Consider the following 17086-nt stretch of genomic DNA (forward strand, 5'->3'; position numbering starts at 1 on the left):
ATCCAGAAAGAATTATGCAACGATTATATAAAGCAATACATGGATTGATGCTCGCCCTGGCGGTGGTTTCGTTTTCTGCCTGCGAGGATCGTCTGGAAGAACCGGATGAAAACACCGTGTTCAGTGAAGATACCGACTATACCAATTCGGACAATATGCTGCCGGTACTCATCGGCGCATACGAAGGATTCTACACCCGGGGATGGGAAAATCACCTGCTGATTGGTGTACGTGGTGATGATGTAAATGCCGCGGGAGATCAGGTGCCACTGACCGAAACCGATCTGTATCGATATGACCCCAACTTCTGGCTGTACAACAGCACCTGGGAGGGATTCTACGGAGATATCTTAAATGCTCATGCAGCTATGGAAGAGCTCTCCAAATACAAAGAGTTTGCACCTAATCCCGCACTGGCAGATCAATATATTGCAGAAATCCGCGTGATGCGTGCCTATATGCTTTTGCAAGTGGCTCGTTTGTGGGGAGATGTATATGTGCCCCAAAGCTCAGAAGCTATTGCCTTGCTGGAGGCAGATGTGACTTCATTTGAAGGAGTGATGCAGCACATCTCTGAGCAAATGGACCTGGCTATCCCCAATCTGCCAACAGTGCATCCCAATCAGCGAACTGATATCCGAGGAGGAATGACAGTATATACGGCTTATGCCGTGAAAGCACTGGCCAACCTTGAGATCAACAATTGGCAGGCCGTGGCTGATGCTACTTCAGAGATCATTGGGTCTGGTGAATTTAGTTTGGAGCCTGATTTCTATAGCCTTTTCAAACTCAATGGAAAACTCAATGATGAAAATATACTGGAGCTACAATTTTCAGACTTTGGACAAGGTGAAGGCGATTCTTTTGATCACCTCTACGCCCCCTATGGTCCTTCCAACTGGACTCCAGCCGTAGAGTCAGCTTCTGGCGGATGGGGTTTTTATGAGCCATCTCTGGAGTACATAAAGTTCATGCTGGATAGAGATGAATCTGTTCGTTTGGAAACCAGTGTGCTGTTTACCCCCGCGGGTATCGAGGAATTGCAGGCTGATCCGGCATACTCCACACTGCCAGATCATGTGTCAAGTGTCACTCGCGATGGAGATCAAATCAACAACAACGCCAGAGCGCTGTTTAGCAGCGGTAAGCACTACCTGCCATCCAACCAACTGACTCCTGGTCGTACACGCTATGGTAGCAACAAAAACTTCCAATGCATTCGCTATGCGGAGATGTTGCTGGTACATGCCGAAGCGCTCGTCAATGGAGCCAATAGCAGCGTAATGTCAGCCGATGAAGCGGTGAATGCTGTGAGAAATCGAGCAGGGTTTGCCACACCACTTTCAGGTGTTACCCTGGATGATGTGTTGAACGAAAAGCTGGCAGAGCTGGGCATGGAATGGGGCAACCGCTTCTACGATATGGTGCGCCATGGACGTGGAAGTGAACTGGATGAGTCTGACAGGACTTTTGATGAATCCGACAGATTCTTGCCTTATCCACAAAACCAGGTAGACCAGCTCCCTAAGCTCAATCAGTAATAGTCCAAACGATAAAAAGACATGAAAACAATATATAAAATCACATTTATGGCGGTGGCAGCTTTGTTCGCATTTTCCTGCGAGCAAGGCATAGACCCCATCACACCGATGGAGCCCGGAGCCGATGAGGCTGCCCCCACCGTGACGATCAACTACCCTCAGGAAGGAACGAAGATCAAGGTAAATGAGGCTGTGACTTCTATCAATATCAAGTTTGAGGTGGAGGACGATATTGAAATCGCGTCCATTAGTGTAAACCTCGACGGTACAGAAATTAGTAGCTACAATGAGTTTAAAGACTACCGACGCGTACAAGAAGAGTATCTATACGAAGAGCTAAACGATGGAAGCCATGTGCTGACCATTACAGCCACAGACATAGAAGGGAAATCGACTTCCGAGTCTGTAAACTTTGAGAAAGAGCCAGCCTACGTGCCTATGTACGATGGAGAGGTGTTTTACATGCCATTCGATGGCGACAACATCGAGCTGGTGAGTATCACACAGCCCACAGTAGTGGGAAATCCCGGGTTTGCTGGTGAAGGCATACAGGGAGGAAATGCTTATGCAGGTGCTGAAGGGTCATACCTTACTTTCCCTACAGAAGGACTGCAAGGAAGTGAATTTAGTGCTGCATTTTGGGTCAAGGTAAATGCTACTCCTGATCGCGCAGGTGTGTTGGTCATGGGTCCCGAAGACAGTGCCAACCCCGATAATCAAAATGTACGAACCAGTGGTTTTCGTCTCTTCCGAGAAAATGCCGGAGGAATGCAGCGCTTTAAGCTAAATGTAGGAACAGGAGAATCGGATAGCTGGTTTGACGGTGGCGCTGCGGCGGATGTAGATCCCTCTGCTGACGAATGGACGCACATTGCCTTTACCATAGGAGCTTCTAAGGCTACTGTATACATTGATGGTGTTGTTGCTAAAGAGGGAGAATTTGCAGGCGTAGACTGGACGGGGTGTGACGTGCTGTCTATCATGTCTGGAGCACCACGTTTTACCGGCTGGGGGCACCTGTCAGATCAAAGTTTCATGGATGAATTGCGCATTTTCAATAAAGAGCTATCTGCTCAGGAGATCGCAACGATCATCGAAAATGAATCAGGAAATGCAGTAGATAGAAGCCAGTATGGCGAAGTATTTCACATGCCATTTGAAGGTGATTTGACTGAAACCATTGGCGACCTAAATGCCACAGCGGTAGGAAACCCAGGCTTTGCTGGTAGTGGTAAAGTAGGAGCCAATGCTTATCAGGGAGCAGCTGACTCCTATGTGAGTGTGCCTGCTACCTCACTCCAAAGCGATGAGTTCAGTGCGACGTTTTGGTACAAAGTGAATGCTACGCCGGATCGTGCAGGGATACTGGTCATGGGCCCCAAAGATACGGATAACCCTGACGCCCAGAACAAACGAACCAGTGGATTCCGCTTTTTCCGCGAAGGAGGAGAGACCAACCAGATATTCAAGCTCAACGTAGGCTCTGGAGAAGCTGATAGCTGGTTTGATGGTGGCGCTGCAGCTACCATTGACCCTACGGCTAATTCAGGGTGGGTACACATGGCCTTTACCATTTCGGCTACACAATGCACCGTCTATATCGATGGTGAAGTGGTAGCTCAGGGTGATTTCACCGGTGTAGACTGGACGGGCTGTGACCTGTTGTCTATCGGATCCGGAGCACCTCGCTTCACTGGCTGGGGCCACGGCGCAGATCAGAGTCAGCTCGATGACCTGTTCATCTTTGATAAGGCACTAACGCAGGCAGAAGTGCAGGCGATAGCAAGCGGTAATTGACAACCAGTTCAATTTATCATAATTCCTCGGGGTTGCCTTGTTGAAGGCAACCCCAATTCTACCTACTACTATGAAACCATTGGTCTACTTTACGGTGCTTTTTTTGTTGCTCCATTCCAGTTGCAAGCAACAGGATGAGGTGGAAGCATTACGCCTGGAAAACGCTTTCTTAGGTGATGTTGCCCTTAAGCTTGAGGCCATCACGGAGGACGCACCAGTAGATCGATCTCTTTCACTTGTTTTTTCGGCTGCTATCAATCAATCTTCAGCAGAAGATGCATTGACGCTTACAACCGGTATTGATGAAGTCGATTTTACGCTTTCATTCCCATCGCCACATTCGCTTACCCTCAGGCCAACAGGAGGCCTGCAACATGCCACGCTCTATACACTACAGATTCAGGACGGATTTTCTGGCACGGAAGGCCAGCAGCTGACGCCTACCACCATACAGTTCAGAACGATCCGAGGTGAGTTGGTCATCCAGAAAGTAGTTCTCAATGGACAATCGCTCACCAACGAGTTTAGGCAAACAGATGTGGCGCGTGACCTTGAAGTGGTTTTTGATTTTAGCGTGCCAGTGAGCGTGGAGGATTTAGAGCAAAACCTTAAGCTGAGTGGAGCAGGAAGCCCAAGCATTAGTATTTCCATTTCAGAAAATGAACAAAAGGCATCAGTTGCATCGAGTTCTACACTCGCAGAGTGGAACTTGTACGAGCTTTCGTTGAGTGATGACTTTACCGGTCTGGAGGGTGAGCCCTTTGGCGGTTGGTCACTAGAGCTGGTTACGGAGCTGGATTCTACTCCAGTATTTCCTGAGATGACTGATGACGAATTGCTTACCTTGATTCAGCAGCAGACTTTTAAATACTTCTGGGACTTTGCCCACCCGGTAAGTGGCCTGGCTCGCGAGCGCAATACAAGTGGTGAAACCGTCACTACAGGAGGATCTGGGTTTGGCCTGATGGCCATTCTGGTAGGCATAGAGCGCGGGTTTATCACACGTGCAGCGGGTGTAGAGCGCCTTCAGACCATCGTCAACTTTTTGGCCGATAAGGCAGAGCGCTTCCACGGCGTATGGCCTCACTGGCTAAATGGCACCACAGGTAAAACGCGTCCTTTTAGTACCAAAGATGATGGAGGTGATCTGGTGGAAACATCCTTTTTGATGCAGGGTCTGCTGACGGTAAGGCAGTACCTGGATGCGACAGATACCGAAGAAGCTAGCATCATTGCCACCATCAATCAGCTGTGGCATGGTGTGGAGTGGGAGTGGTACACCAAAGGAGGTGAAAATGTACTGTACTGGCACTGGAGTGAAACGTATGATTGGGAGATGAATCATAAGATTCAAGGGTGGAATGAGTCCCTGATCACCTATGTGTTGGCGGCAGCTTCACCCACCCACGGCATCAGCAAGGAGGTATACACCCAGGGCTGGGCACGTGGAGGAAATATGGTAAATGGTCAGTCGGTGAGCCATTTTGGATACACGATGCCTTTACGGTCTGATAGAGGAGGACCATTGTTTTTTTCGCATTATTCCTTTTTTGGGCTGGACCCAAGAAACCTGATAGATCAATATGCTAACTACTGGGACCAAAATGTAAACCACAGCAAAATCAATCATGCATACTGCGCCGCGAACCCCAAGCAATACATTGGCTACAAATCCTACTGCTGGGGCCTTACTGCCAGTGATAATCATGAAGGATACAATGCACATTCTCCAGACAATGACCTGGGGGTAATTACGCCCACGGCAGCCGTGTCTTCTATACCCTACACACCGGAAGAAAGCATGGCGGCTATCCGTCATTTCTATTACATCATGGGTGATGAGCTCTGGGGCGAATATGGGTTTTACGATGCCTTCAATGTGACGGAAAATTGGACTGCATCGTCATACCTGGCCATCGATCAGGGGCCGATTGTAATCATGATCGAAAACTATCGTACCGGATTGCTTTGGGAGCTTTTTATGTCAGCTCCTGAGGTGCAAGACGGGTTAGACATACTAGGATTTACTTATTGATAAAACTTTAGATCACATTTTAGCTATACAATGAAGAACGGATTATATATCTCACTTATGGCCTGCCTCTTACTGGCGGGAGCGTGCAGCAGCAGACAGCAGAATGAAGCAGCAAACACGACAGCTGTTTCTAAAGATTCATTGTTGACCCACGTACAATACCAGACTTTTCAGTACTTCTGGGAAGGTGCTGAGCCTAATTCTGGTTTGGCAAGGGAGCGCATACACATGGATGATATTTACCCCAGCAACGATCGTAATGTGGTCACCTCTGGTGGTTCAGGCTTTGGCGTGATGGCCATCCTGGTAGGAGTGGAGCGCGGATTTATTACTCGAGCGCAGGCAGTGGAGCGTTTTCAAAAAATTCTCAATTTCCTGGAAACAGCCGATCGCTTTCACGGTGTATACCCACACTGGTGGTTTGGAGATACCGGAAAAGTAAAAGCATTTAGCAAAAAGGATGATGGTGGAGACCTGGTAGAGACGGCCTTTTTGATGCAGGGGCTGTTGGCTGTTCGTCAGTACTTTCAGGATGGAAATGAAGCCGAAAAAGAAATAGCTCGCCGCATCGACGCTATCTGGAAAGATGTAGAGTGGGACTGGCACACCAAAGGCGGTGAAAATGTGTTGTACTGGCACTGGTCGCCAAATTATGGCTGGGAAATGGATTTTCCGGTAGGTGGCTACAACGAGTGCTTGATCATGTACATATTGGCAGCATCATCACCTACCCATGGGGTGTCTCCGGAAGTTTATCATGAAGGCTGGGCCAAAAATGGCGCCATCGAAACAGACGAGACCTACTATGGCTATGACCTGGTACTCAACCACTACGAGCACGATGCCAGTAAAGTTGGTCCGTTGTTTTGGGCACACTATTCGTACCTGGGGCTGGATCCCCGCGGGCTCAAAGATCAGTATGGTGAGTACTGGACACTCAACACCTCCCATGCCAAGTCGCACTATGCCTACTGCGTAGAAAATCCAGAAGGGTACGAAGGCTATGGCTCCAACTGCTGGGGGCTGACTTCCAGCTACTCCATGAAAGGATATGCGGGTCACCGACCAGACAGGGATTTGGGGGTCATTTCTCCAACTGCAGCTCTTTCTTCCATTGCATACACACCGGAAGAGACCATGGCCATGATGGAATTTCTTTACGCCCCGGAGCGTGATTCTTTAGTGGGAAAATACGGTCCTTATGATGCGTTTAGCTTTGAAAATGACTGGTACCTGCCTCGCTACCTGGCCATCGATCAGGGACCTATTCCGGTCATGATCGAAAACTACCGTAGTGGATTGCTGTGGGACCTGTTTATGTCTGCACCAGAAGTACAGGAAGGACTCAAAAAACTCGGTTTTAGCTATGAATAAGGCGCTTTCAATTCTCAGCCTATTTCTGCTTTTTGGTACGGTTGCCAGCGCTCAGCTTGATAAATCAACATTTGAAAAGCAAGTCTACCAGAACGAAGGGTTTTCTCTAAACTACCGTATCCTTTATCCAGAGGGCTTTGATGCCAACAAAGAATATCCTGTAGTCCTTTTTCTGCACGGTGCAGGAGAGCGGGGTAGTGACAATGAGCGCCAACTCATACACGGAAGTAAACTTTTTCTGGCGGAAGATTTTCGAGCAGATTATCCGGTAGTCGTAATTTTCCCACAGTGCCCAAGGGAGAGCTACTGGTCTACTGTGGACGTGGAGCGTCAGCCGGGAAACAACAGGTTCACATTTAGAGACTCAGGAAAGGCACTGCCCCCTATGAAAGCGGTGGTGGCTCTTATGGATTCTATCCAATCGTTGGAGTATTCTAAAGACGATCAAATCTATGTTGGCGGACTGTCCATGGGAGGTTTGGGAACCTTCGAAATCCTTTGGCGGAGGCCGGAGATGTTTGCGGCTGCTTTCCCCATTTGCGGAGGGGGTAACCCCAGCACTGTAGATGCCTATGCTGCAAATACAAGTCTGTGGGTGTTTCACGGCGCCAAAGACGATGTGGTATTTCCTACTTACAGTACGGACATGGTCATTGCGCTCCAAAAGGCAGATGCTGATGTGAAATACACCCTGTACAAAAATGCCAACCACAATAGCTGGGGTCCGGCATTTGCAGAGCCTCAATTGTTTCCCTGGCTTTTTTCTAAATCCAAAAAATGAAGATGAAATACCTCATTATACTTTTTTTAAGCTTAGTGGCTTTAGGTGGTTTTGCTCAAAAACAAACCTACTGCAACCCAGTGGATATTGATTATACCTACATGTCACACTATGCTTACCGCGGCGTTTCGTATCGTTCTGGAGCAGATCCGGCTGTGATCAACTACAAGGGCAAGTACTACATGTTTGTCACACGTTCGCACGGTTACTGGTATTCGGATGATATGAGCGATTGGAAGTTTGTGCGTCCGCAGAGTTGGTACTTCAATGGCAGCAACGCGCCAGCTGCAGCCGTGTACAAAGACGAGGTGATTGTGCTTGGAGATCCCTCTGGGCGTGGAGCCGTGATCAAAACCGATGATCCCATCAAAGGAGACTGGAAAACCACCTATAGTGTCATTCCTTTAGGTATTCAGGACCCAAACCTCTTTGTGGATGAAGATGATCGGGTGTACCTCTACGAAGAATCTTCCAACAAATGGCCGATTCGCGGTGTGGAACTGGATGCTGAAAACTGGTTTTTACCCAAAACGGAAGAAAAAGACCTCTTTAAGCTACATCCCGAAGTGCATGGCTGGGAACGCTTTGGTCAAAACCATGAGTCGGACATGAAGCCGTTTATAGAAGGACCGTGGATGTCCAGACATGGTGATACTTACTACCTCGAATACAGTGCGCCTGGTACCCAGTGGAATGTCTATGCGGATGGGGTATATACCGCCAAAAGCCCCTTGGGGCCTTTTGAGTATGCTCCTTACAACCCCATTTCGTACAAGCCGGGAGGTTTTCTCACGGGGGCAGGTCATGGCAGCACGGTGAGAGATAATCACGGACAATACTGGCACTATGCCAGCATGACCATTTCCGTAAACTACAAGTTTGAGCGCCGCATTGGTATGTTTCCCGCTGGATTTGAGGAGGACGGGCAGATGTATGTCAACACTGCTTACGGCGATTATCCTCACTTTTTACCAGATACTGAGGTGGATGATCATAAAGAGCGTTTTACCGGATGGATGCTTTTGTCTAAAGACAAGCCCATTACTACTAATAGTGTGCTTACAGGCGTAAAGCAAAATGTGGTAGATGAAACGGACTCTGGATATATGCTGGATCAGGAAAAGCCTGATTATACCGCTGGTCGTGCCAATGACGAAAACATGCGCACCCTTTGGGTGGCAGAAAACAATAGCGATTCGCTATACCTGCAAGTAGATCTTGGGGAGGTAATGGATGTGAAGGCTGTTCAAATCAACTTTATGGATTTTAATGCATACGTACTTGGTAAGCCGGACACCTTGCGTCAGCAGTTTGTAATAGAAACCTCCAAAGACGGCAAAACCTGGCAGACGAGTGTTGATTTTTCGGATAACCAGCAGGACAGACCTCACGCTTACATAGAGCTGCCTGAGGCTGTAAAAGCAAGGTATGTACGCTATCAAAACGTCTATTTCCCTAATCAGTACCTGGCCATCGCGGAGTTTAGAGTGTTTGGAAATGGAAATGGCAAAGCACCGAAAACGCCTGCCGCTTTTGTAGCTGCCAGACAATCTGATGAGCGCAATGCAGACCTGAGTTGGAAACCCGTAAAAGATGCCATGGGCTATGTGGTTTATTGGGGCATAGCTCCAGACCGCCTAAACAACTCTGTGATGATCTACGACCAGTCAGAGTATGCACTAAGAGCCCTCAACAAGGGCGTGGACTATTACTTGCAGGTAGAGGCATTTAACGAAAATGGAATTTCTAAAAAATCAAAGCTATTGACATGCGAGGCAAGCAAATGAAATTAGAGATGAAGGAATTGATGAAAATAAGTTGGTTGTTAGTGATGATCTGTATGGTAGGCTGTGGGCGCACTGAGCGTCCTCAGTCTCCATCAGATGTAGGTGCGCGAGTAGACTCGCTCATGCAGCTGATGACCCTGGAAGAAAAGATTGGCCAGCTGAATTTGCCTTCGGCAGGAGATATCAGCACGGGGGAGGCCACCAGCTCAGGCATAGGCCAAAAAATCAAGGAAGGAAAAGTTGGTGGGTTGTTCAACATCAAGACGGCAGAGAAGATCCGTGAAGTGCAGCGCATCGCTGTGGAAGAAAGCCGTCTGAAGATCCCATTGATCTTTGCCATGGATGTGATTCATGGCTATAAAACTGTCTTTCCGATACCATTGGGCCTGGCAGCCAGCTGGAACATGCAAAACATCGAGCGGTCTGCACGTATAGCAGCCAATGAAGCCACCGCTGACGGTATTGCCTGGACATTCTCACCCATGGTGGATATCGCCCGCGATCCCCGCTGGGGCAGGGTAGCCGAAGGTGCAGGAGAAGACCCTTTCCTGGGAGGGGAAATAGCCAAAGCGATGGTGCGTGGCTATCAAGGCGATGACCTTACGGCACCAAACACCATGCTGGCTTGTGTGAAGCACTTCGCGCTCTACGGCGCTTCCGAAGCAGGTCGAGATTACAACACCACAGACATGAGCCGCCTGCGTATGTACAACGAATATTTCTACCCCTATCAGGCGGCCGTGGATGCAGGCGTAGGGTCTGTTATGGCTTCATTCAATGAAATTGATGGTATTCCAGCCACAGGAAATCGCTGGTTAATGACCGAGGTGCTTAGAAATCAGTGGGATTTCAATGGATTTGTGGTTAGCGACTACACTGGCATCAATGAAATGATCGCTCACGGCATGGGTGATTTGGAGCAGGTCTCAGCGCTCGCTCTAAAAGCTGGAATAGATATGGACATGGTTGGCGAAGGGTTTTTGACTACTCTCCAAAAAAGTCTGGAGGAAGGCAAAATAACAGAAGCAGCTATAGACCAGGCGTGCAGACGTATTCTGGAAGCTAAGTTCCGATTAGGGTTGTTCGAAAACCCATACCAGTATGCAGATCCAGAGCGGGCAAAGAAGGAAGTGTTTACGGCTGAAAACAGAGCAGAAGCAAGAAAGATTGCTGCTGAGTCTTTTGTGCTTTTGAAAAATGAAAACAACGTGCTACCCATTCAGTCTGACCAGACGATTGCTTTGGTGGGGCCACTGGCCGACAATAAAGAGAATATGGCGGGCACGTGGAGTGTAGCGGCAGATTTTGATCAGGCCGTATCGCTCAAAGAAGGAATCGAGCAAGTAATGCCCGACGCACGTATCTTACATGCTCGAGGGTCCAATATCTATGCGGATAAAGAGCTGGAAGCACGTGTAAGCATCTTTGGGAAACCCACCTACCGGGATGAGCGCTCAGAAGCGGCTATGATCCGTGAGGCCGTGGCTGTGGCCAAAAAAGCCGACGTGGTGGTGGCCGCATTGGGTGAGGCTGCGGAGATGTCTGGTGAGAGCTCCAGTCGAACGGATATCGGACTTCCTAAGACGCAACAAAAATTACTGAATGCTCTGCTAAAGACTGGAAAGCCTGTAGTGCTGGTGCTCTTTACAGGCAGGCCACTCGCCATTAAGTGGGAGGCTGAGCATGTGCCTGCTATACTAAATGTTTGGTTTGGAGGTACGGAGGCCGGGCTGGCCATTGCAGATGTGCTTTCAGGAGAGGTAAACCCTTCAGGTAAGCTACCTATGACGTTTCCTCAAAATGTGGGTCAGGTGCCTATTTTTTACAACCACAAAAACACCGGACGTCCACTACCAGAAGGCAAGTGGTTTCAGAAATTCCGCAGCAACTACCTGGATGTATCCAATGAGCCGCTTTATGCTTTCGGCTATGGGCTCAGCTATACCACATTTGAGTATGGCGAAATATCGGTGAGTCACACCGCACCAGGTGCGTCGGATGTGGTGAAGCTCACGGTGCCCGTAACCAATACCGGCAAGGTGTCAGGCAAAGAGGTGGTACAGCTCTACATTCGGGATTTGGTAGGCTCCACCACACGTCCGGTTAAGGAACTTAAAGGATTTCAAAAAGTAGCGATCAATGCCGGGGAGACTAAAGAAGTAACCTTCGAAATAACTACAGATGACCTGAAGTTTTATACCTACGACCAGTTTGCCAAAGACCAGAAGATCATTCACACCTGGGAGCCTGGCGTGTTTGAGTTGATGGTAGGAGGTAGCAGTGATGCCGTGCAAAAAGTAGAAATCACCTGGAGTAAGTAACTATAGAAACTATGAAAAACACTTTATTCATCGGCGCACTACTCACGCTCGCTGCGGCTTGCTCACCCAAAGAGCAAGCTGCAGTAGCTGAGCAGTCGGAAAAGAAAAACGTCATTTTTATTCTCAGTGATGACCATAGATATGATTTTATGGGATTCATGAACAAGGTGCCTTTTCTCGAGACACCCAATATGGACCGCATGGCGGCCGAAGGAGTGCACGTAGAGAATGCCTTCGTGAGTACTTCGCTATGTTCGCCTAGTAGAGCAAGTATTCTGTCTGGGCAATATGCTCATAATCATCGGGTGGTGGATAATCAGTCACTCATTCCTGAGGGTACCACCTTCTTTCCAGAATACTTACAAGGTGAGGCTGGCTATCAGACAGCCTTTATAGGTAAGTGGCACATGGGCGAGCATCATGCAGCTCCCCGTCCAGGCTTCGATTACTGGGCGAGCTTTAAAGGTCAGGGGGTTTACTATAATCCAACCATCAATTTCAATGGTTCGGAGGTGAAGCATCCCGATTCGGCCTATGTGTCTGATGTACTTACGGACTATGCCCTTGATTTCCTTCAAAACCGTGACCGGGAAAAGCCATTCTTTGTTTACCTGTCTCATAAAGGAGTGCACGCAGATTTTAAACCAGCCAAAAGGCATTTAGGAAAATATGAAAACGAGCAGGTAGCCTATCCTCCGAGTATGTTTCCTCCAGGCCATGATCGAAGCACTGTCTCATCGGATGAGTACAACTATGAGGATCTGCCCAACTGGGTAAAAGCTCAACGCCATAGCTGGCATGGAGTAGACTATATGTACCATGGCCATATCAGCTTCGAAGATTTCTATAAACGCTACTGCGAAACGTTGCTGGCTGTAGATGAAAGCATCGGGACGGTACTGGACTACCTGGAAAATGAAGGATTGCTGGAAAATACACTGGTCATTTATATGGGTGACAATGGCTTTTCTTTTGGAGAACATGGACTTATTGACAAAAGGCAAGCTTATGAAGAATCCATGAGGGTGCCGTTTTTGGCGATGGGCGCCGGGCTGCCCGCTGGCACCAAACTCACAGAAGTTGTACAAAATGTAGATGTAGGGCCCACCATCATGGATTTTGCGGGGTTGTCCACCAAAAGCCACATGGATGGCAACTCCTTTAAGCCACTGCTTTATCAGGAAAATATTGCGTGGAGAGATACCGTGTATTATGAGTATTTCTGGGAGCGCCCTTTCCCGCAAACACCTACCGTACATGCTGTACGCACGTCTCAGTACAAGTTTATTCGCTATCACGGTGTTTGGGATATCAACGAACTTTATGACATCCAGAATGATCCTGAAGAGATGAAAAACCTCATACGAGATCCTAAATATGCAGATGTAGCCAAAGGGCTACGAGATGCGCTCTTTGATTGGCTGCAGGAAACAGGAGGCGAGTCTATGCCGCTAAAGCCCGACCATGGCAAGCGGTTTGATCATCGCTATCGGGGCACTTATTAGGTTAGGTTAGTGTTAGATGAAAACGTCGGGGTATCTGCTCCGACGTTTTTTTGTTTTTACTGATGTCTGATACCTTTTTTAAGTGGTTGCAGTAGTTTTGCACCACTTGAGTCTTAAGTCTTATGATTAGTCCCGCGACCATAGAAGAAATCAAAAACCACGTCGATATCATCGAGGTGGTAGGTGACTATGTCACGCTCAAGCGGTCAGGCTCTAGCTATAAGGCACTTAGCCCGTTTTCTACTGAGAAAACACCGTCTTTCTATGTAGTCCCTTCCAAGGGGATTTTTAAAGACTTTAGTAGTGGAAAAGGTGGGGACGCCATCACATTTCTCATGGAGATCGATGGGCTCACCTATGTAGAGGCACTCAAATACCTGGCGCAGAAGTATGGCATAGAGATCAAGGAAGAAGAGCAGAGTGATGAAGCACTGGAGGCTCAAAACCGCAAGGAAAGTCTCTTCATCCTTATGAATTTTGCCAAGGACCACTTTCAGCATCTGCTTTGGGAGGAAGAAGAGGGCAAGTCCATCGGACTTACCTATTTCCGCGAGCGAGGCTTTACCGATGAGTCTATCAAAGATTTTGAGCTAGGATATAGTGTAGAAGCCTGGGATCACTTGCTGAAAACGGCTGAAGCTAAAGGGTACAAGAGGGATTTGCTAGAGGAAGCCGGACTTGTGGTAACCAAAGAAGGCGGTAAGGTATATGATCGCTTCCGGGCGCGGGTTATGTTTCCGATCCACAATATTTCCGGTAAGGTGGTGGCATTTGGAGCTCGAATGCTGGGCAAAGACAAAAAGCAACCGAAGTATCTCAATTCACCAGAAACCGAGCTTTACAACAAAAGCCGGGTGCTGTATGGGCTTTTTCAGGCCAAACAGGAAATCCGTAAGGAAGACCGGGTATATCTGGTAGAGGGATATACGGATGTGATTTCCATGCATCAAACGGGCATCAAAAATGTGGTGTCGTCATCGGGTACCGCACTTACAGCGGATCAGATCAAGCTTATTAAGCGGTACACCGACAATGTTACGGTGATCTTTGATGGTGATGCTGCTGGTATCAGAGCTTCTATCAGAGGTATCGATATGCTGCTGGAAGGTGGCCTCAACGTACGCGCTGTGGCACTACCCGATGGAGAAGACCCGGATAGCTATGCCCGAAGCCTGGGAGCTACTGCATTTAGCCACTACATAGATGAAGAGTCGCAGGATATCATTCGGTTTAAGACCAAGCTCTTTTTAAAGGAGGCTAGTGATGACCCTGTAAAGCGTGCGGCGCTTATTAAGGATATCGTACGGACCATTACCAAAATTGATGATCCGGTAAAACGTACTGTATACCTCAAGGAATGTAGTGATCTGCTGGGGATTAGTGAGCAGGCATTGGTAGCAGAGCAAAACAAGCTGCTCATTCAGAAAAGCCAGGAGCAGCGCAAGCCAAACGATCGGTTTGATGGCCCTCCGCCGGTGCAGCCACAGGATATGCTGATAGCCGATGGTCAGGAGGCAGATCAGCTGGATATTGTGAAGGTCATAGAGCTACAAGAGCGCGAAAGTGCCCGGGTGCTGGTGAACTACGGCAAAAGCAGTATCGTTACGCAAGAGGAGGTGAGTGAGGAGCTGTTGTCCTATTTCCTGGCTGAAGTTGAGGAGATTCAGTTTACCAACCCGGTGTACAAAGAGATTCTGGAAATTTTTAAGCGAAAGCTGTCAGAAGGAGTGATTGTAGATGGTGATTATTTGCTCGATCATGGGTCGGAGGCTGTAAAACGTGAGGTTGTAAACCTGATGACTTCTCGCTATGAGGTGAGCGAAAACTGGGAGAAAAAATTTCAGATTTATATCCCAAAAGAGCAGGATCATCTAAAAGACATAACTTATTCGAATATATTGAGGTTGAAGTTTAGAATCGTGCAACATCTGATTGCGGAAGAAAATAAAAAGCTTAAAGAGGCTACAGATATTGAAGAAATCGATCAGTTGTTAGACGAAATTCATGAATACAAAAAGATAGAGATGAGCATCGCTCAGAGTCTGGGCAATGTGACTGTCAAATAATTATCAGAAGCAAAAGCAATAAACAACAAGAAGATATATGAACGAAGAGCGTATGCTAGACCCGATAGAAGAGGCTATTGAGGCGATTCGCAAAGGTGAGATTATCGTAGTAGTAGATGATGAAGATCGAGAAAATGAGGGTGATTTTATCTGTGCGGCAGAGAAGGTCACTCCCGAAATCATCAACTTTATGGCGAAGGAAGGACGAGGGCTGATCTGTGCTTCTCTGCTGGAGGAGCGCTGTGAAGAGCTGGGTCTGGAACTGATGGTGGGTAAAAATACGGCTGCTTATGAAACCCCCTTTACCGTATCTGTAGATCTCATAGGTCATGGTACTACCACAGGCATCAGTACGAGCGATAGGGCCAAGACAATTCAGGCTTTGGTAAACCCCGACACAAAGCCAGAAGAACTCGGTAAGCCCGGGCATATTTTTCCACTTAAAGCCAAACAGGGTGGCGTGCTGCGCCGCACAGGTCACACCGAAGCAGCTGTAGATTTTGCCAGGCTGGCAGGCCTACAACCAGCAGGGGTTTTAGTAGAAATCCTCAAGGAAGATGGTACGATGGCTCGCCTCCCTGACCTGAGAGTGATTGCAGATAAGTTTAACCTCAAACTGGTAGCCATCAAAGACCTCATTGCATATCGGATGAAGCATGAGTCGCTGATAGAGGAGGAGATTACCGTAGACATGCCCACCGAGCATGGCGATTTTAAACTGCGCGCATTTAAGCAAAAGAATACCGGAGAAACCCATCTAGCGCTCTACAAAGGCGAATGGGAGGAAAACGAACCTGTGATGGTACGTGTACACTCTTCCTGCATGACGGGTGATATTTTTGGGTCGTGTAGGTGCGACTGTGGACCACAGCTGCATGCAGCCATGGAAATGGTACAGCAAGAAGGCAAAGGTATCGTGCTTTACATGAATCAGGAAGGGCGCGGTATAGGGTTGGTCAACAAACTAAAAGCTTACAAGCTTCAAGAAGAGGGTCTAGATACCGTAGAGGCCAATGAACGACTGGGCTTCCAAATGGATCAGCGCGACTATGGTGTGGGGGCTCAAATACTACGCAAAATGGGCGTAACCAAAATCAACCTGATTACGAATAACCCTAAAAAACGAGTTGGACTCATGGGCTATGGCCTGGAAATTGTAGACAATGTGCCGATAGAGGTGGTGCCCAACATTCACAACCAAAGGTATCTGGAAACCAAACGTGATAAAATGGGGCACAATATTTTGAAAAAATAAGGGCTCCCAACTGATGAATAAATTAATGTTGATATTTGGTCTGGTGCTGCTACTGAGCAGTGCCAGTGCTCAGGAGTTTTCGAGCGAACTGTGGCATGATGGCTATCTGGTGAGTACAGATCAGGATTCTATCTACGGATCCATCAAGTACGACATGGAGACCAACATCGTGCAAGTTCAACAGGGCAACGTGGTGAAGACCTTTAGTAGCCATAAGCTCTTCTATTTTGAGATTTATGATAAGTTGCTCGAAAACTATCGTCAGTTTTACTCTATTCCCTACAACGTTAATTACAATTACAAAATCCCGATACTTTTTGAAGTGCTCTATGAAGGGCCGCTTTCACTTCTGGCGCGTGAGGAAATTGTACAGGAAACTGTTTCCAACAGTTCTGCTTATTGGGGATCAACTTATATTCGGGATGTTGTCAGTTACACCTTTTACTTTTTGGATAAAGAAGGGAATATAGATGTCTTTACCGGCAAGCGAAACGACCTCTTGCAGATCATGAGAAAGCATCAGCATGATGTGAAAAGTTTTGTGAAGAAAAACCGATTGAAAACGGACGAAGTACCCGATCTGATTAGAATTACAGCATTTTACAACTCACTATAAAAAACACT

11 protein-coding genes are annotated in these 17086 nt (G+C 47.8%); all 11 read left to right on the forward strand.

The genetic code is table 11. The features are described from left to right. The first annotated feature begins 14 nt into the window (after nucleotides 1-14). The 11 genes from C7460_RS15500 to C7460_RS15550 all read left to right on the forward strand — a co-directional run bounded on the left by C7460_RS15500 (nucleotide 15) and on the right by C7460_RS15550 (nucleotide 17078). Nucleotides 15-1541, forward strand: coding sequence for a RagB/SusD family nutrient uptake outer membrane protein (locus C7460_RS15500; RefSeq protein ID WP_115869034.1), 1527 nt, complete (start codon nucleotides 15-17; stop codon nucleotides 1539-1541). 21 nt (nucleotides 1542-1562) lie between these two features. Beyond that, nucleotides 1563-3338, forward strand: coding sequence for a LamG-like jellyroll fold domain-containing protein (locus tag C7460_RS15505; RefSeq protein WP_115869035.1), 1776 nt, complete (start codon nucleotides 1563-1565; stop codon nucleotides 3336-3338). Nucleotides 3339-3408: 70 nt separating this feature from the next. Next, nucleotides 3409-5373, forward strand: a complete 1965-nt coding sequence (locus C7460_RS15510) for a glucoamylase family protein (protein WP_115869036.1) — start codon at nucleotides 3409-3411, stop codon at nucleotides 5371-5373. 30 nt (nucleotides 5374-5403) lie between these two features. Further along, nucleotides 5404-6747, forward strand: a complete 1344-nt coding sequence (locus C7460_RS15515) for a glucoamylase family protein (protein WP_115869037.1) — start codon at nucleotides 5404-5406, stop codon at nucleotides 6745-6747. Then, the gene (locus C7460_RS15520) at nucleotides 6740-7528 is read left to right on the forward strand and encodes a carboxylesterase family protein (RefSeq protein WP_115869038.1); all 789 of its coding nucleotides are present in this window, start codon (nucleotides 6740-6742) and stop codon (nucleotides 7526-7528) included. The genes C7460_RS15515 and C7460_RS15520 overlap by 8 nt, the downstream gene beginning before the upstream one ends. A gap of 2 nt (nucleotides 7529-7530) precedes the next feature. Beyond that, nucleotides 7531-9315: a family 43 glycosylhydrolase gene (locus tag C7460_RS15525; protein WP_115869039.1), complete on the forward strand. Its 1785-nt coding sequence runs from the start codon at nucleotides 7531-7533 to the stop codon at nucleotides 9313-9315. Beyond that, nucleotides 9297-11636 (forward strand): beta-glucosidase BglX, encoded by a 2340-nt coding sequence (bglX, locus tag C7460_RS15530; protein ID WP_262511856.1) that lies wholly within the window; start codon nucleotides 9297-9299, stop codon nucleotides 11634-11636. Before C7460_RS15525 ends, bglX begins: the two co-directional genes overlap by 19 nt. An 11-nt stretch (nucleotides 11637-11647) precedes the next feature. After that, on the forward strand, nucleotides 11648-13141 hold the full coding sequence (locus C7460_RS15535; RefSeq protein WP_115869040.1) for a sulfatase family protein: 1494 nt from the start codon (nucleotides 11648-11650) through the stop codon (nucleotides 13139-13141). 122 nt (nucleotides 13142-13263) lie between these two features. After that, nucleotides 13264-15207: a DNA primase gene (gene dnaG / locus C7460_RS15540; RefSeq protein WP_115869041.1), complete on the forward strand. Its 1944-nt coding sequence runs from the start codon at nucleotides 13264-13266 to the stop codon at nucleotides 15205-15207. 37 nt (nucleotides 15208-15244) lie between these two features. Further along, nucleotides 15245-16462, forward strand: a complete 1218-nt coding sequence (locus C7460_RS15545) for a bifunctional 3,4-dihydroxy-2-butanone-4-phosphate synthase/GTP cyclohydrolase II (protein WP_115869042.1) — start codon at nucleotides 15245-15247, stop codon at nucleotides 16460-16462. 13 nt (nucleotides 16463-16475) lie between these two features. Continuing rightward, on the forward strand, nucleotides 16476-17078 hold the full coding sequence (locus tag C7460_RS15550) for a hypothetical protein (RefSeq protein ID WP_147302977.1): 603 nt from the start codon (nucleotides 16476-16478) through the stop codon (nucleotides 17076-17078). Nucleotides 17079-17086: the final 8 nt, after the last annotated feature.

Source organism: Marinoscillum furvescens DSM 4134, from assembly GCF_003386095.1.
GTDB classification, from domain to species: Bacteria; Bacteroidota; Bacteroidia; order Cytophagales; family Cyclobacteriaceae; genus Marinoscillum; species Marinoscillum furvescens.